Origin of the sequence: Aquimarina algiphila (genome assembly GCF_007489275.1) — a bacterium.
In the GTDB taxonomy this organism is placed as follows: Bacteria; Bacteroidota; Bacteroidia; order Flavobacteriales; family Flavobacteriaceae; genus Aquimarina; species Aquimarina algiphila.
This window is the reverse complement of record NZ_VLNR01000214.1, coordinates 1-379: the sequence shown is the minus strand read 5'-3', so window position 1 is coordinate 379 and position 379 is coordinate 1. Positions and strand designations below refer to the sequence as shown.

General features: G+C 34.3%; 1 pseudogene. It reads right to left on the bottom strand.

Annotation, left to right across the window (positions count from 1 at the left end):
• Nucleotides 1-113: 113 nt before the first annotated feature.
• Nucleotides 114-379, bottom strand: a pseudogene (locus tag FOF46_RS32165) (hypothetical protein); the annotation flags it as partial.

The window sequence follows — 379 nt, the reverse complement described above, 5'->3', positions numbered from 1 at the left end:
AGGAGAGTCGATGAGAAGAAAAAGAAAAAAATCGTAATTTTAACACTGAAATAAACACGCTTTTGGGAACTGTTTTGCTATGCTCTATTTAAACAGGAATACCCGGGTCAATTTCATAGGAATCTCCACCCTTTTCTATATCTATCGAAAATTTCAATAATTGGAAGGTCGTCTTTTTCCCAACAAATTATTTTAACCAATTCATGTATAGATGCTCCCCCAATATTTGAATGATCCATGTCAGCTCCTCTCAATAAGAGTAAATTCACTATTTCGATGTCATAAGGTTTAATTTCAAATACTAAACGTAGTGGAGTATCTCCTTCATTACTTACAGTATTAATTTCTGCGCCCGCGTCAAGTAAGCATTTAGCTACTT